The organism is Photobacterium kishitanii (assembly GCF_003026355.1).
Lineage (GTDB): Bacteria > Pseudomonadota > Gammaproteobacteria > Enterobacterales > Vibrionaceae > Photobacterium > Photobacterium kishitanii.
Genome location: NZ_PYON01000002.1, coordinates 174,158 through 196,020, shown reverse-complemented (window position 1 = coordinate 196,020; position 21,863 = coordinate 174,158). Strand labels below are relative to the sequence as shown.

20 protein-coding genes are annotated in these 21,863 nt (G+C 39.8%); 11 read left to right on the top strand and 9 right to left on the bottom strand.

Annotation, left to right across the window (positions count from 1 at the left end; translation table 11 throughout):
* Nucleotides 1-15 precede the first annotated feature (15 nt).
* From C0W29_RS03075 to agaR, 6 genes are read right to left on the bottom strand one after another with little or no spacing between them, the layout of a single operon-like run.
* Nucleotides 16-909, bottom strand: a complete 894-nt coding sequence (locus tag C0W29_RS03075; protein WP_036792011.1) for a PTS system mannose/fructose/sorbose family transporter subunit IID — start codon at nt 907-909, stop codon at nt 16-18.
* On the bottom strand, nt 899-1,669 hold the full coding sequence (gene agaW, locus C0W29_RS03070) for a PTS N-acetylgalactosamine transporter subunit IIC (RefSeq protein ID WP_045042194.1): 771 nt from the start codon (nt 1,667-1,669) through the stop codon (nt 899-901). The genes C0W29_RS03075 and agaW overlap by 11 nt, the downstream gene beginning before the upstream one ends.
* A 41-nt stretch (nt 1,670-1,710) precedes the next feature.
* The gene (gene agaV / locus C0W29_RS03065) at nt 1,711-2,211 is read right to left on the bottom strand and encodes a PTS N-acetylgalactosamine transporter subunit IIB (protein ID WP_036792004.1); all 501 of its coding nucleotides are present in this window, start codon (nt 2,209-2,211) and stop codon (nt 1,711-1,713) included.
* Between the two features lie 20 nt (nt 2,212-2,231).
* Nucleotides 2,232-3,404: an SIS domain-containing protein gene (locus C0W29_RS03060; RefSeq protein ID WP_045042195.1), complete on the bottom strand. Its 1,173-nt coding sequence runs from the start codon at nt 3,402-3,404 to the stop codon at nt 2,232-2,234.
* Nucleotides 3,405-3,408: 4 nt separating this feature from the next.
* The gene (kbaZ, locus tag C0W29_RS03055; RefSeq protein WP_045045080.1) at nt 3,409-4,704 is read right to left on the bottom strand and encodes a tagatose-bisphosphate aldolase subunit KbaZ; all 1,296 of its coding nucleotides are present in this window, start codon (nt 4,702-4,704) and stop codon (nt 3,409-3,411) included.
* 49 nt (nt 4,705-4,753) lie between these two features.
* On the bottom strand, nt 4,754-5,530 hold the full coding sequence (gene agaR, locus C0W29_RS03050; RefSeq protein WP_036791998.1) for a transcriptional repressor AgaR: 777 nt from the start codon (nt 5,528-5,530) through the stop codon (nt 4,754-4,756).
* 396 nt (nt 5,531-5,926) lie between these two features.
* Between agaR and C0W29_RS03045 the strand changes: the two genes are divergently transcribed.
* Nucleotides 5,927-7,480, top strand: a complete 1,554-nt coding sequence (locus C0W29_RS03045) for a sulfatase family protein (RefSeq protein WP_045045081.1) — start codon at nt 5,927-5,929, stop codon at nt 7,478-7,480.
* Between the two features lie 105 nt (nt 7,481-7,585).
* Nucleotides 7,586-8,314, top strand: a complete 729-nt coding sequence (locus tag C0W29_RS03040; protein WP_045042197.1) for an oligogalacturonate-specific porin KdgM family protein — start codon at nt 7,586-7,588, stop codon at nt 8,312-8,314.
* Nucleotides 8,315-8,409: 95 nt separating this feature from the next.
* Here C0W29_RS03040 and C0W29_RS03035 read toward each other — a convergent pair whose 3' ends face one another.
* Complete coding sequence (locus tag C0W29_RS03035; protein WP_045042198.1) at nt 8,410-9,321, bottom strand: DUF808 domain-containing protein; 912 nt, start codon at nt 9,319-9,321, stop codon at nt 8,410-8,412.
* Nucleotides 9,322-9,759: 438 nt separating this feature from the next.
* Between C0W29_RS03035 and C0W29_RS21610 the strand changes: the two genes are divergently transcribed.
* From C0W29_RS21610 to C0W29_RS03000, 8 genes are all read left to right on the top strand, one after another.
* Nucleotides 9,760-9,921 carry a hypothetical protein gene (locus C0W29_RS21610; protein ID WP_155395126.1) on the top strand — a complete coding sequence of 54 codons (162 nt, stop codon included), beginning with the start codon at nt 9,760-9,762 and terminating at the stop codon, nt 9,919-9,921.
* A gap of 176 nt (nt 9,922-10,097) precedes the next feature.
* Nucleotides 10,098-12,017, top strand: coding sequence for a biosynthetic arginine decarboxylase (gene speA, locus C0W29_RS03030; RefSeq protein WP_107174227.1), 1,920 nt, complete (start codon nt 10,098-10,100; stop codon nt 12,015-12,017).
* Nucleotides 12,018-12,123: 106 nt separating this feature from the next.
* Nucleotides 12,124-13,041: an agmatinase gene (gene speB / locus C0W29_RS03025; RefSeq protein WP_045042199.1), complete on the top strand. Its 918-nt coding sequence runs from the start codon at nt 12,124-12,126 to the stop codon at nt 13,039-13,041.
* A gap of 296 nt (nt 13,042-13,337) precedes the next feature.
* Entirely contained in the window at nt 13,338-14,480 is a 1,143-nt protein-coding gene (locus tag C0W29_RS03020) for an efflux RND transporter periplasmic adaptor subunit (RefSeq protein ID WP_045045082.1), read from the top strand.
* Nucleotides 14,473-15,756, top strand: a complete 1,284-nt coding sequence (locus tag C0W29_RS03015) for a TolC family protein (protein ID WP_036791983.1) — start codon at nt 14,473-14,475, stop codon at nt 15,754-15,756. The genes C0W29_RS03020 and C0W29_RS03015 overlap by 8 nt, the downstream gene beginning before the upstream one ends.
* Nucleotides 15,753-16,964 carry an ABC transporter permease gene (locus tag C0W29_RS03010; protein ID WP_036791981.1) on the top strand — a complete coding sequence of 404 codons (1,212 nt, stop codon included), beginning with the start codon at nt 15,753-15,755 and terminating at the stop codon, nt 16,962-16,964. Before C0W29_RS03015 ends, C0W29_RS03010 begins: the two co-directional genes overlap by 4 nt.
* Before the next feature lies 1 nt (nt 16,965).
* A complete protein-coding gene (locus C0W29_RS03005; protein WP_045045083.1) occupies nt 16,966-18,240 on the top strand; it encodes an ABC transporter permease in 1,275 nt (424 codons plus the stop codon).
* Entirely contained in the window at nt 18,233-18,961 is a 729-nt protein-coding gene (locus C0W29_RS03000) for an ABC transporter ATP-binding protein (RefSeq protein ID WP_080895392.1), read from the top strand. The genes C0W29_RS03005 and C0W29_RS03000 overlap by 8 nt, the downstream gene beginning before the upstream one ends.
* Nucleotides 18,962-19,043: 82 nt before the next feature.
* Here the strand turns inward: C0W29_RS03000 and C0W29_RS02995 are convergent, their stop codons facing one another.
* Together C0W29_RS02995 and eptA are read right to left on the bottom strand one after the other, a co-directional pair.
* Nucleotides 19,044-19,403, bottom strand: coding sequence for a diacylglycerol kinase (locus tag C0W29_RS02995; RefSeq protein WP_036791976.1), 360 nt, complete (start codon nt 19,401-19,403; stop codon nt 19,044-19,046).
* A 126-nt stretch (nt 19,404-19,529) separates the two neighbouring features.
* Entirely contained in the window at nt 19,530-21,137 is a 1,608-nt protein-coding gene (eptA, locus tag C0W29_RS02990; protein WP_045045084.1) for a phosphoethanolamine transferase EptA, read from the bottom strand.
* Nucleotides 21,138-21,344: 207 nt separating this feature from the next.
* Here eptA and C0W29_RS02985 point away from each other — a divergent pair, with 207 nt between their 5' ends.
* Nucleotides 21,345-21,752 (top strand): NUDIX hydrolase, encoded by a 408-nt coding sequence (locus C0W29_RS02985; protein ID WP_045042206.1) that lies wholly within the window; start codon nt 21,345-21,347, stop codon nt 21,750-21,752.
* Nucleotides 21,753-21,863 lie beyond the last annotated feature (111 nt).

The following is a 21,863-nucleotide window of genomic DNA, read 5'->3' as shown; positions in this document are numbered from 1 at the left end:
TAAACGATGGTGTTATTACAAAATACCCAACATGTGACCAACAACGCCTGCAGCAAGTGTGCTGAAAATCAATACTGGTGGCTTAGCCCAGAATCCAGTGCCTTTCACCATCTTAAGCATGAAGAACACCAACATCAGTGGCAGAATATTCGGCATTACTTTGTCAAATAATGCGGTCTGCAAGTCCACCACCTTTCCCCCCAGTTCGAGACTGAGGGTGGTCTGCACCTTAATAAAGGTCGCGGAGAGCGCACCAATAACAAAGATACCCATAATATTGGCCGCTTTAGCCAGTTTCTCAGTTGAATCACTCATGTTAACCATCGCGGCAGTACCCGCTTTATAGCCCATGAACATCAAACCAAAGTAAACCGCAAAGTGAACAATTTGGTACAAGAAGAAGAATACAAATGGACCTGCAATAGAGCCTTCCATTGCGATTGAAGCACCTAACGCTAACGTTAATGGCATCAATGTCATGTGGTCGATAGCGTCACCGATACCACCTGTTGGTCCCATACCAGCAACTTTCATTACGTTAACAGTTGATGGTTTTTCTTTGTTCTCTTCCATCGCAATCGCTGTACCTAATAAGAAGGTAAACAGCTTAGGTGAAGCATTAAAAAACTGCAGGTGGTTCTTTAGTGCCTTGGCTAAATCAGCTTTGTTATCACCATGGATCTTTTTAAGTGCCGGAATAATCGAGTAAGCAAAACCACCCGCTTGCATACGTTCAAAGTTAAAGTTACCTTCCATGAATAAACCGCGGATTGAACACATCCAGAGGTCTTTCTTGGTAATCACTTTACGTGGTGTGGTATCTTCATACGCATCGATATCATCAACCAAATTTACATGTTCTTCCGTGTTTTTATCGCGAAGTGTTCCCGCTGTGATATCAGATGCCATCTTCAAATTCTCCAGGTTTATTGTTAGAGCCACCGTTGTTTGAACCGCTAAAGAAGTAGTACAGTGCTGCAATTGAGGCGCCGATAATTGCGACAGCCATAATTGGTAGTTTTAAGTAGGTTGTCATTACGAAGCCAATGAAGAACACACCTGCCACTTCTTTTGACCACATGATTTTCAACAACATTGCGAAACCAATCGCAGGAACCATCTTGGCACCAATACCTAAACCAGTTAGTAGTGCTTTAGGTGCATTTTCATCAATCCAGGTTGCAGCATGTTCACCAAAGTAAACCGTTACAAAGGCAACCGAGGCATACAGCATGGCACGCAGTAAAATGGTTATAATTAATAGTTTATCGATGCCTGATGAATCACCTCGTTCAGCAAAGCGATCCGCTTTACCCATAGTGAATGATGTCATTGCAAAGAAGCCGATAACCAACATCTGCATCATTACCGCAATTGGCATACCCACACCCATCGCGACTTCAGCTGATTGACCTGTCATCACTGCAAAGGCAACCGCAGCAATCGTACCTAATGTCACATCTGGTGGCTGAGCACCCGCGTTAGGAACTAGACCTAACCAAGCAAGTTCTAAAGTAGCACCTGCAATCAAACCAATTTGCATATCACCCATGATCAAGCCCACAACAGGACCTGTAATAAGTGGACGGTGGATATTCAATGCAACATCGTATTTATCGATACCACAAAAGAAGGCCCAAACCGCTACTAACGCAGCTTCTAAAAACATGATCTATTCCTTTTTACACGTTTGGAGTTTGACTATCGCGATTAAGCGGCGCTTGTAGCCAGTTCAAGTACATTGATTGGTTTTTGATCTGGAGTGTTTTGAATCGTACAAGTCACTCCTTTTGCTACCATACGCTCAAAAGCGTCAATATCTTTTGCATCAACAGAAACTGTTTTATTAATCTGACGCTTACCTTCGTGATAATGCATATTACCGACATTACAATGAGTAATTGGTACGCCGCCTTCGACTAAACGTGCAACATCCGTTGGGTTATTACACAGAATAAAGACCTTTTGTTGGGGTGATGCTTTGCTAATCACATCAATTGTTTTTTGGATTGAGAAAAAACGTACTGCATATTCCCCGCCCGCAGATGCCTTCATACCTGCTTGCATAAAAGCTGCATTAGGGCCTTCAGCAGCGTCATCATTAGCGACTAAAATAAGGTTAGCGCCTGAGTGTTTACCCCAAGTAATACGAATTTGACCATGTAACAAACGTTCATCAATTCGTGTCCATACAATGTTTGGCGTTGTCATGATTGTTCTACCTTTCGTAATTATTTAAAATTGTTATGTAATTTATGGATAGTTACCCCTTGCACTACACGGTTAACTTCACCAGTAGGACATGGGTTATCAGGTGTATTCCCTAACGCTAATGCACGATGAAAAGAGTACATTTGTGCATACAACATATAAGGGAAAAGTAATTCAACATCCGTCGCAGCTTCCATGCCTGGAACGCAAATAACATCAGCGCGCGTTTCAATCTCATCCGCTTGTGCCGTAATCGCTACTACTCGAGCAGCAATGTTATCGCGACAAATTTCAGCTAATAAATCAAGGTCATATTTACGGGTGTATGGATCATTACTGATAAACACCACAATCATAGTCTCTTGATTTACAATTGATTTTGGCCCATGGCGGAACCCTAATGGTGAGTCGTAAGTCGCTACAACTTTACCGGCAGTTAACTCAAGTAATTTCAATGCAGATTCTTGAGCTAAACCTTGTAAACCACCACTGCCTAAATAAATAACCCGCTCTAGTTCCTGGTTAGCAGTATCCTTTATTTGTGCGTTTAAATCTTTGATCAAACCCACAGAACACTTACAAATGCTTTCGATATCTTTCGTGTAATCGTTCCCATACATTAATATCGAAAAAGCAGCTAGCATCATTGATGAAAAGCTTGATGTCATGGCAAAAGATTGATCATTCGTTTCCGCAGGCATTAAAAGTGCAAGTGATTGCTTATCTTTATTGCAACATTTGTACAACTTACCGTCAGCATTACAGGTCAACACCAAATGAAAACACTGAGTTAATGTTTGATTAGCTAATTCAACCGCAGCCACACTTTCAGGACTGTTACCAGAACGCGCAAACGACACTAGCAATGTTGGAATATTTTCGGCAAAGCACTGGTTAGGGTTTGACACAATATCAGTGGTTGAAATAGCTTCAATTCGACGTTGTAAACGCTGCGAAAGCCCTAGAGCTAATGCACGTCCAGCGAAGGCAGATGTACCAGCACCAGTCAAAACAATACGCAAGTTTGAGTGACTATAAACATTATCCATAAAGCGTTTAATTTGAGCTTCACACTCACGTGTAATTGCTGCCGTTTGTGCCCAGCAATCTGGTTGTTGATTGATTTCTTTCGCTGTCCAATAACCCGATAAGCGTTGTAGTTCTGCTTCTGAATAACCTAAATACTGTTCCATATATTTAAACCTCTGCGATTAATTTTTCAGTACACGCTTGAGAATAAGCACGTAAAACTTGACGAATAGTGTCTAATACCAATGCTTTAGGGTCTGCTGTAATCAAACCTTCACGCAGATGTTGGAATTGTTGTGGCATATATTGACTAAGAAGGGGTAATGGAATATCAACCCGAGATAAATTTCTAAATAACGTTTCTTGAGCCTGATTAATAACACTATCAGGCCAGTAATAACGCATACGATCACTGAAACTAAAACAGCGTGAAAAACGTTGTTCAGCCTCATTACCGTGATAATATTTTTGCCAATGCTGTGGGGCTTCACACATTTGCGCTTCAATACGCTCACGTAAATTAGAACAATGCGCTTTAGGTATAATCTCAGCTTCAATTTCACATAAATTGAATAGCGCTTCACGCATCGCAAATGTCAGTGCAGGACCGACTTTCAAAATAGCGAAATGATCACGAACTAATTGACGATAAGCCGCATGAGTTTGGTAATCAGTCGAATGGGCTTCAAACACCATATGAGGAAAATTATCAATGACACCACTTAATGCATTAGCTTTTTCTGAGCAATAATCAATAACACCAGTGTGATCAAACTCAACCCCAGGTTGAACCACAAGACCAATGACTCGCGTCCAACAATCTGCGATATTTGCGGCGGCAAATGCACAACGATGGGTTTCGATTGTTTTCATTGCTGCTTGCGGTGAAGTAACTTCAATCGTATTTAACGTTTCAGCGGCACCACCAGGAACAGGAACTTCAGTTCCAATGACGTACACTAAATCGCTATAGCCAAAAGTTGCTATCGCGGTTTTTTCAGCAATAGCACCTAAACGAGCTGCACGGTTAGCTACAATTTCATCAGATAATGGGATAGGATCATCGGCGCAGGACATACTGCAATCTAAGTGAATTTTTTTAAAGCCAGCAGCAACATAAGCTGCAATTAAATCATCGGCATGCAACATTGCTTCTTCAGCAAGAAGATGCTGCCAACGATTAGGGCCTAAATGATCACCACCTAGAATAAGATTGTCGGTAGGAAAATTAAATTGTTCAGCCTTTGCTAATACAAACTCACGAAAATCAATCGGTGTCATTCCAGTGTAACCACCAAATTGATCCACTTGATTTGACGTTGCTTCTATTAATAAAACTGAATTGTCATCCAACGCCTGAGAAAATGCTGCTTCGATTACCAGCGGATGTGCAGAGCAAACAGCATAAATACCATTGTTAGCGCCTGCTTTATGGCGTTGAACGAGAGTTTGTAGCGTATTCATTAATTAACTCCACAATCATAGTCTCTGATGTGATTATGGAGTTAATAAGTCAGTGCTCTTTTTCTACAATAATAACTTCAACTTTCATTTCTCGAAGACCAGCTAAATAATCTTCAGGAATACCTGCATCCGTTACTAAGATATCAATGTTTCCGAACTCACGAATCATGTGGCAGCTACGTTTACCAAATTTAGTAGAGTCTGCAACCGCAATAACCTGTTCAGAAATTTCACACATTAAACGATTCAGACTTGCTTCTTGTTCACTGTGTGTTGTGATACCTGCTCGTAAATCGAAACCATCAACACCTAGAAAAACTTTATCAAAACGAAAGTTCTTTAGGCCAGCTTCGGCTTGTGAGCCTGAAAAAGATAACGCTTCTTTACGAAGTACGCCACCAGACATTAACACTTCAACACCAGGTGCTGAAGCTAACTCCATTGCCACATCCAGACCATTAGTCATGACAACAACATTTTCCATACTTTTAAGGCTGGCTGCGATTTCGCGTGTTGTTGTCCCCGAATCTAGAATCACGGTGTCACCATTATGAATAAGCTTGGCAGCTGCTTGGCCAAGGAGTGATTTAACACCCGCGTTGTGCCGCCGCTTTTCATGAATGGTTAATTCCGCAATCACACCTGAGTTAGGAATCGCGGCGCCATGAGAGCGCACAACATAACCATTCTTTTCCAAGAAACTCAGATCACTGCGAATGGTGACACTTGAGACATTAAATTTTTCAGCGAGATCTTCGACACGGGCTTTTCCTTCCAGATTAACCACATTGACGATTTCCATTCGCCTTTCAATTGCACTTTTCACTTTTGTCTCCTTGTGAAATCAAATAAAATCTCTTTCATTTGATTTCGAAATAATCTTACACTTAAAAAACAAAGCCACAATGCGACAAGACAAAACTTTTGATCTCTTTCACATTCTTTCGATATCTTTCACTAAAATGTTACGTAAGGTTACGTAAGTCCTTCTATCATATAGAACGAAAGTAAATAAACCAACTATTCATAGCTTAGATTTATAAAATATCATTTCATATCTCTCAGATTTACAGCCAAACCGCAAATAATTACATTATTTTACTTTCGATCTCTTTTGTGTGACCAATAACACAGCCAAAACACCTTCATTACCTTACGATCCGAAGCAATTCAAAAGCTCATGCTCAGATAATATATATTTTCAATTAATAAGGATTTGTTGATGTCTATATCACGTCGAGGATTACTGAAAGGTATGGCTGCTAGTGGTGCTGTTGCTGCAACCTTATCTGCAGGTTATGCCCAAGCTGCAACGACTTCAAAAACACGCTCAGAAAAAGCATTAAAAAAACCGAATTTAGTCATCATCTTTCCTGATGAATTTCGAGCTCAAGCATTAGGCTTTATGCAGCAAGATCCATCAATGACGCCTAATATTGATAAATTTGCTCGTCAAAGTGCAGTATTACGTCAAGCGGTCTCTAATTTTCCACTATGTACTCCCTTCCGTGGCATGTTAATGACCGGACAATATCCTTATCGCAACGGTATTCAGGGAAACAGCCATACTGGTGTTGAAGGTCAATTTGGCGGTAAAGATTTTGGAATTGAACTAAAAAAAAGCACCCTAACATGGTCTGATGTTCTAAAAAAACAAGGCTATAGCATGGGTTATATCGGTAAATGGCACCTCGATGCGCCACAAGCCCCTTTTGTGCCCAGTTATAATAATCCCGCAGAAGGCCGTTATTGGAATGACTGGACAGCACCAGATCGTCGCCATGGGTTTGATTTCTGGTATGCCTATGGCACCTATGACAAGCATATGACGCCAATGTATTGGACTAATGATACAACTCGCGATAAACCGCTACGTATTAATCAATGGAGTCCAGAGCACGAAGCTGACATTGCGATTAAATACTTACGTAATGAAAATGGGCAATATCGTAAACAAGATCAACCATTTACTCTTGTAGTATCAATGAATCCACCTCACTCGCCTTACGACGAAGTTCCGCAAAAATACTTAGATCGTTTCAGTGGTAAAACGTCACAACAATTAAATACCCGCCCAAATGTACAATGGGATAAAGCCTACCAAGAAGGTTATGGGCCGCAATTTTTCAAAGAATATATGGCGATGGTTAATGGTGTTGATGAGCAATTCGGACGCATTGTTGATGAATTAGATCGTCTCAATCTTACTGAAGATACCCTCGTAGTGTTTTTCTCAGATCACGGTTGTTGTATGGGATCTAACGGTAACCCAACCAAAAATGTTCATTATGACGAAGCGATGCGTATTCCAATGATCTTCCGTTGGCCGGGCAAGCTTAACCCACAGCAGAATGACCTACTGTTCTCCGCTCCAGACATTTACCCAACCATGCTTGGTTTAATGGGCATGGAGGATCTGATTCCAGATACCGTTGAAGGAACGAACTTTGCCAATACTTTACGCGGTATTGATGGTGACATTCAGCCAACATCACAATTTTATACTTTCATGCCTTATGGCGGTCAATCATATGGCCGCCGTGGAATCCGATCCCAGCGTTATACCTTAATGATTGATCGAAAAATTGGGAAGCCACTCACTTATGTGCTGCATGACAATCAGATAGATCCTTATCAAATGGACAATATTGCCGCCACGAACCCAATGCTTATTGAAAAATTAATTACTGAAGAATTAATTCCATGGCTTGAACATACCGGTGATCCTTGGCGCCCAACAACCGTACCAGCACATAGTGCCAATGCCTATTTATAGCATTAGCCAAAACGATTATTTGCGATACCTGTAACGACAACAATTAACGCTTGCTCTTTGTGATAGAGCAAGCGTAACAACACTCATTATAATTAAGGACAATCAATGAACACTGTTACTAAAGTAATCCTTGCGACCACTCTTTTGTCTGCGACAAGTTTTAGCTATGCCAATGATTACAAAACCACGATTGAATACCGCCATGAATATCGTGATGGTACCCAACGACATGGCGATCGTATTAAAGCCTTTTTAGATACGGGTAAGAATATTGGTTTTGAATTAGACGCACGTTATAACAACGATCAACTCAATACCATGTTTGATGGTATGACCATGAATGGCTCTGAGTTTTCAGCGTATTACTACAAAAAGTTAACTGACAATATCATGGGTATTGGCGGTCTCTCACTCGACTTTACATCACAAGGTTTAGTCTATGTGCCTTACGCGCGTTTAAATTACCGCTTTGATAATGGTATTCGCGTTCAAGGTCGTTATAAGTGGAAGTTCTGGGATTACAACCAAACAAACCTTAATAAGGTAAATTATATCTCTAAAATTCAAGAAGTTGATTTCTGGCTAGGCTACAATACTAATAATTGGGACTTCCAATATGAATTCCAAATTTGGCAAGAAATGGAAGGTGACGCCCTACCACAATTTGATAATAAAGATACTAACTACCTACATAACTTCCGTTTAATGTACACCTACAAAACAGCTGAAGGTACAATGTGGCGTCCATTCGTAGAAGTGGGTAATGTGAGTCAAAGCCGCTATACCGATAACCGCCAAACTCGTTACCGTATGGGTATTAAATACACGTGGTAATAGCATAAAATAGCCATAAAAAATGCCAGTGATAGTCATACCACTGGCATTTCCAATTTTATACAACGATGATTTACAGCAACTAAAAGAAGTAATTAATGTGCTGATTTGCCGCGTATTTTATTAATCAAACTAACAACCACCAGCACTACTATTCCAGCAAGAATACCGACAACACCATTCAATAGTGGTGGCACAATAGCATGAGCACCAGGAAAAGAGATTAGCTGGGCTAGATGCTCAACCACAACATGTACGTGTGGAATACTATGGACAACAATCCCGCCCCCAACTAAAAACATCGCGATAGTACCTACTACTGCCAATGCCTTCATTAAATAAGGAGCAACATTCACCAGTAGTGAACCAAAACTACGTTTAAAACCAGCGCCTTTGCTATGATTAACAAGGTATAACCCTGCATCATCAAGTTTCACTATGCCCGCAACAATACCATAAACACCTGCTGTCATTACTGCCGCAATGACACTCACAACAATCGCTTGCGTCAAAAAGGGATGATCTTGTACTGTGCCTAACGCAATCACGATAATTTCAGCAGATAGAACAAAATCGGTTCTTATTGCGCCTTTAATTTTTTCTTTCTCATAAGCAACTATATCGACATCATCTGGTATTATTTGAGCATCGTGATCACTATCTTGCGAATGATGAAACAGTTTCTCTGCTATTTTTTCTACGCCTTCAAAACACAGAAATAAACCACCAAGTAATAACATCGGCATAATTAACCATGGCGCAACTGCACTGATTAATAATGCCGCTGGCACTAATATTAGTTTATTTTTAAAAGAGCCTTTAGCGACTCCCCACACTACAGGTAGTTCACGCTCAGCACGTACTCCTGAGACTTGTTGAGCATTTAATGCCAGATCATCGCCAAGTACACCAGCAGTTTTGCGTGCTGCCACTTTGGTCATCAATGCAACGTCATCAAGTACGGTTGCTATATCATCAAGCAATGTTAATAAACTTGCACCTGCCACTGAATACTCCTTAAAATCTGAACCAATATGGTTCTAAATTAACAATCTCATATTTATAAAGAGAATAAGTGCCTAAAATACACTATTCTCAACTACATATTATAATTACATACTATTCACTTCACTGGTTTATCCAATGAAAAATCTTATTTTCACATCAATGATTTAATTATCTAGTCGTTAGTTAATTAAGCATAACTGTCACTAAATACGCAATTATTGTGCTTACTCTCTTAATGCTAATCCTCTGCTGTAATCGTAACAATTATATTTCATCATAACGATAAATCTTTTTTGTTTGCGCTAAAAACGATTCAATTGTCTAATCGCAACGCACCCAATTATTGGTTTGAGGTGTAGATTGAGATTGCATCGGGCATTCTTATTCCCTGTCATACTGTGCTTGCTGTAATAGCACGACCTTTAATGGAAATGGCAATGACAACTCTCGCAGCATTATACTCGAAGGCTATTTTTAGTCTCAATAAAGTATGCGACAACGCAATAACCAAAGCCAAGCCTAACCTAGCAAGAAGAACAACACGCTTGTTCATGACTTGTAATGATGATGCCAGTTCAGGTAGTCCCAGTAGCTTGTAATTGAAAATGCTACAACGCTAATAACAGCGCCACTAGATTTCAATAACAAAGTACTTTTATTCTGACCATTATCGCGTCAGTCGCCACACTATTTCGATATTTACTGCAGCCAAGCAGGGATGTTATGCATCTATATTTTAAGGCTGAAGTATTTTCGCTCAGGAAGAGATTAAACAATGAGTGATTGGACAATTAATAATGCCCGTGACGTTTACAATACACCTTACTGGGGCCAAGGTTATTTTGATATAGCTCAAGACGGTTCAGTTGTTGCCTGTCCCGATGTAAATAACCCAACCAATGCTATCGGATTATCGCAACTTGCGGATGAATTAATTGCAGCAGGCGCATCGTTACCTGTCTTGGTACGTTTTCCTGATATTCTGCATCACCGTGTTGATAGTTTATGCAGTGTTTTCAATCAAGCAATTGAAAATTATGGTTATAAAGGTGATTACCTTGCCGTGTATCCGATCAAAGTTAACCAACAACAAGAAGTCGTTAGCGAGATTTTAAAAAGCCAATATGCCAAGCAACAGCGTCAATTAGGCTTAGAAGCAGGCAGTAAACCCGAACTGATGGCTGTACTTGCTATGGCACAAGAAGCAAGCTCAGTGATTGTCTGTAACGGTTACAAAGATCGGGAATATATTCGATTAGCGTTAATTGGCGAAAAATTGGGTCACGAAGTCTATATCGTGCTTGAGAAACTCTCCGAGCTAAAGATCATCTTACAAGAAGCCGCTGAACTTGGTGTCGCACCACGCTTAGGCCTGCGTGCACGTCTAGCCTCTCAAGGCAAAGGTAAATGGCAAGCAAGTGGTGGTGAAAAATCTAAATTTGGTTTATCGGCATCACAAGTGTTAACCGTGGTTGAAGAATTGCGTCAACGAGAAATGCTCGATTGTCTACAGTTGCTGCATTTTCACTTAGGCTCACAAATCGCCAATATCCGTGATGTACGTAATGGTGTCGGTGAAGCTGGACGTGTTTATGCTGAGCTTAAAAAATTAGGCGCCGGAATTACAACCGTTGACGTAGGTGGTGGTTTGGCGGTTGATTATGAAGGTACTCGTAGCCAAAGCAGTTGTTCTATGAACTACAGCATCAATGAGTATGCAAATAATGTGGTGTATGTATTAGGTGATATTTGCCAAGAATACGCCATGCCAATGCCACGTATTATTTCAGAGTCAGGTCGTAACCTGACTGCGCACCATGCTGTATTAATTACAGATGTCGTTGGCATCGAAAGCTATAAAGCGGAAAGTATTAATGCGCCAGCTAAAGATGCGCCACATATTTTGCATAACATGTGGCGTTCTTGGAAAGAATTGACGGATAACGCCGATCACCGTTCTTTAGTCGAGCTTTACCACGATAACCAAAGTGATTTAGCTGAAGTTCACTCATTATTTGCCGTTGGGATGATCAGCTTTATTGATCGAGCATGGGCTGAACAAGTGAGTTTGCGTTTATGCCATGAACTTGCAAAAACATTATCAACTAAAAACCGAGCACATCGCCCACTTTTAGATGAGCTGCATGAACGTTTAGCGGATAAGTTTTTTGTGAACTTTTCACTGTTTCAATCATTACCTGATGCATGGGGTATTGAACAAGTATTCCCTATTTTGCCATTAAGCAATTTAGATACAGCCCCTGAGCGTCGAGCGATTATTCTTGATATCACTTGTGACTCAGATGGTGCGATTGATCAATATGTTGAAAACCAAGGTATCGAAAGCACATTACCAGTACCAACTTGGAGTGATGAACAACCTTACCGTATTGGTTTCTTTATGGTGGGCGCTTATCAAGAAATTTTAGGCGATATGCATAATTTATTTGGTGATACTGATACTGCCGTTGTGCGCTGTACTGCTGATGGTGGTTATAACATCGAAAAAATTGATCGTGGTGATAACGTTGGTGATGTACTGCGCTACGTGCACTTAGATTCCAATGAATTCTTGCATCAATATCAACTAATGGCACAGCAACACCTTGCAGAAAATGAACGAGAGAGTATTCTCAAAGAGCTAGCTGATGGGCTAGAAGGGTATACCTATCTAGAAGATGTTCGCGCAATTTAAGACTAAAAATTAGTCACCCTATTTTTGAGCATCCTATCACTGCAATAAGGCAGTGATAGGTCTTTTAGTGGGCCTTCGCCCTATAATATTGTTGTTGGAGAAAACCATGGCAACACTAGCTAATTACCCAGATTATTCTTTATACGCCAATGCATTTGGTTTTTTACGTCAACCGTTAAACTTCTCACCACTGGAGTCTGACGCTGATGTTATTATTACTGGGGTACCGTTTGATATGGCGACCACTGGTCGTTCTGGCAGTCGTATGGGTCCTGGTGCTATCCGTCAAATCTCGACCAACCTTGCATGGGAAGGCAAACGCTGGCCATGGAATTTTAACCTATTAAAATCAATTAAAATTGCCGATTGTGGTGATTTAGTATTTGATTGTGGTGATGCAGGTCAGATGTGTGAACGTTTAGAAGCACACGCGACTGGTTTATTAGAGCAAGGTAAAACCCTGCTTACTTTTGGCGGTGATCACTTCGTAACGCTACCGTTATTACGTGCTCATGCTAAACAATTTGGCAAAATGGCATTAATTCACTTTGATGCTCATACTGACACTTACGATCAAGGCAGTAAATTTGATCATGGCACTATGTTCTACCATGCACCGAAAGAAGGCTTAATTGATCCTACTCATTCAGTACAAATTGGTATTCGTACAGAACACAGTGACAAACTTGGCTTTAATGTCATCTCTGCCGATACTGCTAATGATTGGAGTGTGGCACAGATAGTTGAAAAAATTAAAGCCACTGTCGGTGATATGCCGGTTTACTTAACCTTCGATATCGACTGTTTAGATCCTGCTTATGCGCCAGGTACTGGTACCCCTGTGTGTGGTGGTATCACATCAGATAAAGCACTAAAAATCATTCGTGGTTTGCAAGGTATTAATCTTGTTGGCATGGACGTAGTTGAAGTAGCACCAGCATATGATCATGCTGATATTACTGCGCTTGCAGCGGCAACCATTGCAACAGATCTATTACATCTTTGGGCAATCCAAAAACAATAATTGTTACGTTTTAACCTGTTTTGCGTTGCTCAAAAACAACGCAAAACAGGCAGATTTATCGGCTATAACCCGCTATTCTTATCTTAACCTTCCTAAATTTAGCTCTTATCATACTTTATGACATCCTTTGTCATACAAAAAAACTACTGAATCCTAACAATGTCATGGCAAAATATTGTTATCTTGTTAACCTATCTTGTTATCAGTTTAGGCACCTATTTCTTAAAATTATCATCTCAGAAAAGAAAACCTACTGACCAACTCATTCTATTTTTACCTTGTTGTTGGACATTAATATGAAAAAACGCTGGATAACCGCAGCTGCATTAGCTTCAATCAGTTTAGGTGGCATTTACTATGCTACAACTCACTCACCACCGGAACATAGTTTTACAACCTTAACCGCCAAACAAGCGACGATAAAAAAACAAGCGGTAGCTGTCGGTGAAATCATGCCGGCACAAGTGGTAAAAGTGAAGTCTCAAATAACTGGCATTATTGATGATATTTATGTCCGTGTCGGTGAACACGTTACAGCCCACAGTCCGTTAGTTAAGTTACGCCCAAATCCGACCCCACAAGATCTTACTGCAGCACATGCTAATTTACTCAAAAGCCAAGCTGAACTTGAACGTGCAAAAAAAAGCCTGCAAAACTACCAACGACTGGTAGCCCAAAAAATCATTCCCTCTAATTTTGATCAATATATAGAGAGTAAAGCTAAATTAAAATCTGCACTAGCTGATGTCGAACAAAAACAACAAGATATGGATTTAAAAAGTCGAGGTGAATCGACTGCAGGTAATGTGAAATTAACCTCAATCATTAGTGCGCCGATTACAGGAACGGTTATTGATATTAAAGTTGATGTCGGTGAACCCATCATATCGACAGAATCAAACCAAGCCGCCACTGAAATTATGACCATGGCAAATATGAGTAATATTGTCTTTAAAGGTGCGGTAAGTGAGCATGATGCAGCACAATTATCTGAAGGTATGCCAGTAACATTAACCTTATCTCCTTATCCTGAGACAAAAATTGAAGGCATACTCACTAAAGTTGCAGTGCAATCAGAAAAACTCAATGCTGACAGCAATACCAATAGCAATCAAGCGCAACAAAGCTTTGATAATGGCTTTGCGGTTGAAGTCAGCCAGATTAAGTTTCCTAAAGGTATGACACTTCGTTCTGGGTTTTCAGCCACCGCAGAGATCACCTTAACCAAGGCTGACAATGTTATTACACTGCCTGAACGTGCACTTCACTTTGATGGCGATACCGCGCAAGTATTAATCCCTGACGATTCAGAACAAGGTTATCACTACCAAGCTGTCACTCTGGGGTTATCTGATGGCATTAATGTAGAGATAAAAAAAGGTATTGATACTAAGCAATCACTGATAGATGCCAGTACAGTAGGTGATACTAATGACTAAAATACATTCAGCCACAACACTCATTATTGCGATGAGTTTTTCATTATGGAGTTTATCAAGTCATGCGCTTACGATGGAGCAAGCTTGGACTGCGGCTAAAGCCACTAATCCCGATTATAAAATCAAGCAACTCCAGCAAACCCAAAACCAATTTGACACCGGAATCGCTAGAAGCGTTTTATTGCCTGATTTATCAACCACAGCAAGTAAAACATGGGCTGATCACGACCAAAATTCGACCCCAGGCTATACAATTACCCTCAGTCAATCGATTTGGGATAGTCGTTCATGGGTCGAGCTTGATCAAGCACAAGCTCAGGTCGTTTATGCTCAACTAGATGTAAAAAAAGAACAGAATCGTCTCGCTTATAATGTTATTGATGCTTATTTTAAAGTCGCTCAAGCACAAGTTTCAGTTAATATCGCGCATGAACAACATCAAGATGCATTACATTTATTAACCCTCACTCAAAAGAAATATCAAGCAGGTCTTATTCTGTCAACAGAGGTTGATGATGCCAATACCAATGTCTTTGGCGCTTATAGTGATTTATTAAGTCGACAATCAGTGCTGGCAGAGAAACAAGCGATACTGGCAAAACTGATCAATCAACCACCACAACAGGTTGATGAAATTAATAGTCATCATTTCCATCGACCACCGCTACAAAAGAACACCAAACAACAATGGTTAAAACTGGCGCAAGATAACAGTCCTAACCTACTTGCAGCTCAGCAAAAACTGCATCAAAGCAAACTAACCGTTAAGCAACAACAAGTAGAATATTATCCTAACCTGTCGGGTAATATTAGTTATAGCAATGATTTTAATGGCCATAGTGATGACCTTAGTACTAGCATCACCCTCAAGGTGCCACTCGATCTTAACGGAAAAATACGCTCACAAGTCGGTAAAGCTAAAGTTGGTGTCCAAATCGCTCAGCAACAATTGCGTCAAGTTGAATTGGATTTAACCAATGATATCAATACCCGTTTTAATCAGTTAGACCTTGATTGGCAACGAGTTGATATTGGAAGTAAAAAATTACAAGCCGATCTAAAAGCGCTTAAAACTAAACAAATCATTTATACCTCTGGCACTGACGGTACTACGGCACTCGATATTATTCAGATCCAAGAAAAAGCTTATAAAAGCAAAGAAAGTCTACAAGATTTACTTTATACCTACTGGTTACACCGCATCCAATTATTGAGTTTAACCGGGCAATTAAACGATAAAAGCATCGTACAGCTATCGCAGGCACTGCAACAATGATAGCGCTATTATCACAAACCCTACAAACAATCATTGCTCATCGACTACGTAGCTCATTGGCAATTATTGCTATTATTTGGGGGATCATTTCCGTGTTAGTGTTAGTTGCCCTCGGCGAGGGGTTCTATCAAGTCAATAAACAATCAATGTCGGCTCTCATATCAAACACTCAAACAGTATCGATGGGAAAAACATCACAGCCTTGGCAAGGTTACCCAGCAAGACGAGCACTCAATGCAACTCAAGCAAACTATGAGGCACTCGCAACCTTGCCACAAGTAAAACACCTTTCCATTATCTTTAATGCCGACAAGCCACAGATAACAGATATGGCAGGGATCAAATTAAAAGCAAAACTCAGTGGCGTTGATACTCACTTTATTCCTTTACAAAAAATAAAACTGATATCAGGTTCACGCCCCATTACCATAAGCGATCAACACAATCACACTCGGGTTGTTATTGTTGGCTGGCGACTTGCAAAACAAGCCAAGCTGTCAATTGGGGATAAAATAAAAATTAATGCGATTCCTTTTAGTGTTATTGGTATTGCGCCTAAAAGTGAATATAATTTTCAATTCTCACCTAAGAGCGCCATTATTCCTTCGGCGACTTATGGCAATATTTGGCAAAATCTGCCATCAGAAGCGATCATTGAGCCTCAAGATACGGTCTCTCGGACTAAATTACGTAACGTAGTACAAACCTATTTTGCCCATGTGCTTCAATTTAATCCTCAAGATACTCAAGCCATTAACATGCCTGATTTTAGTCGCTTCGCTAAGACATATTTAGCGTTATTTAGGGGGATTCAACTATTTTTAGCCGCCAGTGGTGCAATGACATTAGCCGTTGGTGCACTTGGTGTCGCTAATATTATGTTTTTATCAGTGACAGAGCGTACCCGTGAAATTGGGGTGCGGCTTGCTATTGGTGCTACTCCAACCCATATTTTGACTCAATTTATGGTTGAAGGAGCTGTATTAGTTATTATAGGTACGGTGATGGGGTTTAGTTTATCATGGGTAATCATTAAATTTTTAGCGATGAGTCAGTTACCACAATGGCTCGGCATTCCCACCCTAACCAGTACTGCTATTATTCTGACCTTAACCATCACAGCGATATTAGCTTTGCTGGCAGCATTTTTTCCTGCACGAAGAGCGGCTAACCTCACCCCCGTTATAGCATTAAGTGCGAGGGCATAATATGTTTCCATTTCAACAAATTTTTCATGAAATGGCTGCAGAAAAACTGCGGTTATGTCTGACAATTCTTGCAATTGTATGGTCAACCGTCTGCATCAGTACCATGTTAGCAACCGGAGAAGGGCTGCGCCAAGGACTCATCAGAAACACCACCAGCGGTAATGGCGATCTTATTTATGTCACTGGCGGCACTGCTAGTATTACTCAGGGGCGCTTTTTTCGTGGTAAAGAGGTTGATTTACACATCACAGATAAAGCAACCTTAGCGGCATTACCTGAAATAAAACGCCTTTCAAGCTCCGCTCTTTGGGATGAACCCGTTACCAAAGGCGACCGTAGTGCTTTTACTCAAGTATTAGCAGTAGAAAATAATTATCAGGATATTAATGACTTAGTAATCCATTCTGGAGGACGATGGTTTAATCCCACCGATATTTCCGAGCAACGTAAGGTGGTCGTTCTAGGTAAAGTCACCGCGATGATGTTATTTAATAAAAAGCCTTATCATTACAGTGAAAACAATAAGCTTGATACAAATCCAATTGGTAAAACACTTAAAATAGGTAATGTTGATTTCACCGTTATCGGCATATTGGATGATCCAAGACGTATTGAACAAGGCTCAGAGTCAACGTATACCACGCTTGTTCCTTTAGTCACTTGGCAGCGTTTTTTTCCACAACAACCGATTAAAGCGTTTAATGTTGAGCCTCAATCACACGCTAACCGAGAACGTTTAGCGATTACTATTCGTCAAGTCTTAGCCAAGAAATATAACGCTAGCATCGATGATGAAACACTGATTCAAACTGATGATATGCTGCTTAATCAAGAGTCGATGCGAAATTTTCTACTTGGTTTGCAAACATTTTTAGGCATTATTGGGTTTGTTACACTGATGGTAGCCGGTATTGGTATTGCCAATGTGATGTATGCCAGCGTTAAACGTGCTACTCGTGATATTGGCGTTCGTATGGCTGTGGGTGCCACTCCTAATAACATTCGTTGCCATTATCTTATTCAAGCCATGATGACCATGATGATTGGCGGTGTTATCGGGTTAGGATTAACGGTTGGCTTAATCAATATTATAAAGAGAATCCCCATCTCTAATAGTTATATTTATACCTCCTTAGGTAAACCACAACCAGAATTATCAATTTCCGTTATGGCTATTGTGGTATTGGCATTAATTATTGTCGGCATTGCTGCTGCTTGGTTTCCAGCCAATAAAGCCGCAACTATTACTCCATTAGAGGCATTACAAAGTGAGTAAAATACCCACCATTCTTGCTAAGAATCAGCATCCTTTAGTTTCATTGACCAACATTTGTAAATATTATGGTGAAGGGGAACATCTCGTAAAAGCATTGGATAATGTTTCACTGACTATAAATAAAGGTGAGTTTTTATCTATTTTAGGCCCATCAGGATCTGGTAAATCAACCCTGATGAATGTATTAGGCTGTTTGGATATTCCCACCAGTGGAGATTATCTCCTTAACGATGATGATGTTGCTACCTTAACCAGCCACCAGCTGGCCAAAATTAGAAATCATAATATAGGTTTTGTTTTTCAAAGCTTTAATTTATTAGAATATGCCACAGCACTTGATAATGTCGCTCTACCTTTAGTGTATCGAGGCACTAAAACCAAGCAACGCCATCAAAAAGCAGCCGCTTTACTTGAACAAGTGGGGTTAGGCGATCGTATGCATCACAAGCCAAATCAACTTTCTGGCGGCCAAAAACAACGGGTAGCGATTGCGCGAGCCTTAGTCAATGATCCACAAATAATTTTAGCTGATGAGCCCACAGGCGCACTTGATTCTAAATCGGGGGCAGAAATTGAAGCGTTATTTAATGATTTACACCAACAAGGTCGTACTCTGATAATTGTAACCCATGATGTAAGTTTAGCTGAACGTACAAAGCGAATTATCACCATCAAAGATGGACAAATTATTTCAGATAAAGCCACGGGCTATCAGCCATAGCAAGTCAATAAAAAACGCCACTATTTTCATAATTAAAAATACTGGCGTTAATTAACTAATCTTTAAATTATCACAATAATCATTATAAAAATAATATACTGCCCCAAGTGATTACCACTAATACCAACGCAACAAATACGGCTGCTGAGCCAATATCTTTCGCTCGACCACTCAGCTCATGACGTTCAGGCCCAATACGATCAACCACTGCTTCAATAGCTGAATTAATCAGCTCTGCAATCACAACAATAAATAATGATCCAATCATCATTAATCGTTCCACTTTTGTAACAGGCATAAAAAATGAAACTATTGTCATAACAACTAATAAAATGCTTTCTTGGCGAAAAGCAGCTTCGTTTATCCACGCGGCTTTTAAACCTTGCATTGAATATCCAGTTGCATCAATAATGCGTTTTAAGCCCGTTGCACCAGGTTTCATGGTTATCTCTCTGTCTTATTATTTTAAATAATGAATTTATTGATGGCCGAATGATACATTTTGACCAGTGAAATAAAAGTAAAAGAGGACCTATGCCCTCTTTTATTTGTGTAGGGTTAAATAATATTATTGCCGACACTGAGCAAATATATCTAACTTCGCATCATAAACCTTGGTTTTAACATCCATCATACCCAATAAAGAATGGAATAAATTATCTTGTGAATAACCACCAGCAGCAGCTTCACGTTGTAAACACTGGCGGTTTAAATGTTGACTCTGCTGGTAAGCAGGCGATAACCATAAAATTAAAGGGACTGTGGTTTGCTCTTTAGGTGCAATAGAATACGGTAAACCGTGCAAATAGATTCCATCTTCACCAAGAGACTCACCATGATCGGCCATATAAATCATCGCAGTATTGGCATTATGATCATCACTTTTAAGCATATCAATCACACTACTTAGAATATGGTCAGTATATAAAATGGTATTATCGTAGGTATTGGTTACCTGTTGACGACTACATTCTTGCAAATTACTGGTATTACATGTCGGCTTAAATACTTTAAATTTCGCAGGATAACGATCGTTATATGTTGGGCCGTGACTACCTATGATATGGAGCACAATAAAGGTATCTTGCTTGGCATCATCAATCTGAGCCTGTAAATTTTTAAGCAATACCTCATCGTAACATGTGCCATCATGACAAAGTTTAGGATCGACATCAGCGTTAATTACGATATGTTTAACCCGATCGCAAACGCCTTTACAACCACTATCATTATCTTTCCAGGAAACATCAATACCAGCCCGTTGTAAAATATCTACCGCTGTATCTTGATGACGAGCCGCTATAGCATCGTAATTAGCTTTAGTCATCACTGAAAACATACAAGGTAATGACACCGCAGTCGCCGTACCACATGATTTTACATTCAAAAAGCTAATCACATTACGCTTAGCTAATTCAGGGTTTGTATCACGATCATAACCATTTAATGAATAATTCATTGATCGCGAGGCTTCACCGACAACCATAACAACAACATTATGCTTATCACTTAAATGCGAGTCTTTGGCATCTAAGCCAATATCAGTAAAGGGCATTTTCGCTTCAATTAATTGATATTTAGCATATCGAAAAGTCGCTGAAATATAATTAGTAGGGTTAATAAGTGCTTTAATTTCAGAGTGATTACGAACTAATGAAACATAATCTTTATAATATCCAGCCGCAATGACAACAATCACTAATAACGAAACGAATATACTAACACCACGTGCAATAAGCTCTTTTAATACTGAGCGATAAACAACGTTAATTCGGCACAATATAAAGATTGGAATAATCGCAATCGCAATAATCCATACCATACCCACTATAGAAAAGTAGCTTCCAGCTTCTGCAGGATTGGTTTCAAATACATTAACAATCATCCCATAGTCAAAATAAACCCCGTAGCTATACATCGCATACGTGACTAAACTTGAGATAAATATCAAAATCGCAACTAATGGTCGCTGTAACCACGGCCAAAGCAGTAAATTAAAAATAATATTTAATGCTGCAATAATAAATAACGGAATCGTAGCAATAAAAATTCCATCATTGGCGGCACTTTCAGAAAATAACTCACTTAAATGCTTCCACAACGCTAGGTTTTGTATTGCAGCAAAAAAGACAGCGACTAATAATATATAAGAAGTGCTCGTTAAACGGAATTTCATTACGCCGTATTCCTTAGTTAAAAACAAAGTAAAATTTAACCACTACCAACTAAAAAGGGTGATGATTATGCCTATAAATATTTACAATAGACATGGATCTAAACAGTTTGCTCCACAAAACAAATGCAAACATAGATTGAAATAATGATAGTCACTTTTTTTATCTTTGCTGAAACTGTTACACTAACGACAGCAAAGGAGAATAGCGTGAACAAACCTCAACACATTGATAAACTTGCTTGGCTTCATATTGACCAACGAAAGTTGTTAGGCGCTCGATCATATGGAAAAACAGCTTATTATATCCCCGGTGGTAAACGAGAGGCTGGCGAAACAGACGCTCAAGCATTAGTCCGTGAAATTAAAGAAGAGTTATCGGTAGATCTTATTCCAACATCATTGTGCCATGCGGGAAGCTTTCAGGCCCAAGCCCATGGTAAAGCGACAGGAATTATGGTGAACATGACCTGTTACTATGCTGAATATAATGGCGATTTATTACCAGCATCTGAAATTGAAGAAATTCGATGGCTCAACAGTAACGACACCGAAATTAGCTCAACAGCCACCTTAATGATTTTAGCGCAATTAAAAGCACAAAATTTGATTGATTAAGAAATAACAGCCATAAAAAACGCCAATACATGTTGATGTATTGGCGTGATTTAAACGAATACAAGGGGAAAAGTATCCGTTATAGACTCGGTCAGCGGTATACTCAATAGA